1 protein-coding gene is annotated in these 608 nt (G+C 36.8%); it reads left to right on the top strand.

Annotated features, from left to right (window positions below; genetic code table 11):
- The first annotated feature begins 186 nt into the window (after positions 1–186).
- Positions 187–537, top strand: coding sequence for a cupin domain-containing protein (locus A6E06_RS12870; RefSeq protein WP_054776241.1), 351 nt, complete (start codon positions 187–189; stop codon positions 535–537).
- The last annotated feature ends 71 nt before the right edge of the window (positions 538–608 follow it).

Below are 608 nucleotides of genomic sequence, written 5' to 3'. Positions count from 1 at the left end.
CATTCGGCGTTTTTGGTTTAGAGTATAATTGGTTTGGAAAGTGAGTCGTCAGCACGTGTTATGGCGGCGTTATGGTAATTTTTGTGACATTTTCTGTGTGGTTTTGGTAGAGCGTAAACTGTTTTTAATTTAACCTCTTAGCGGTAAGAAATATTATTAATTGGACAAGAATAGAAAGGGATAGCAATGATTCGTAATTTCTACAACTGTGATAAAGAAGTTGATAACAATAGCCATGATGGTGTTGGCTCTATTGATATTTACCGTGCCTTTAGACGTAAAGATTTTGATGGTGCTTGGGACTTTGCTATTCGTGTCATTATGCCGCCAGGTAGTTCAATGGGGGAGCATTCTCACGAAGATGATGAAGAAATGTATATAATCCTCAAAGGTGAAGGCTCAATGATTATTGAGGGTGAAACTAAACGAGTTATTGCTGGCGATATGATTGTGAATAAACGTTTTGGTACTCATGGCTTATTAAATAATTCTGCCGAAGACATTGAATTGCTAATCATCCAAGCAAGTTTAAAGTAATTGTTATATTGCTCATTTCAGTTAGGTGCAAGACAATCACCATAACAATCGCATCAACACGATTTGCTACA

Source organism: Aliivibrio sp. 1S175, assembly GCF_001690985.1.
Classification (GTDB): Bacteria; Pseudomonadota; Gammaproteobacteria; order Enterobacterales; family Vibrionaceae; genus Aliivibrio.
This window is presented reverse-complemented; position numbering and strand designations above follow the sequence as displayed.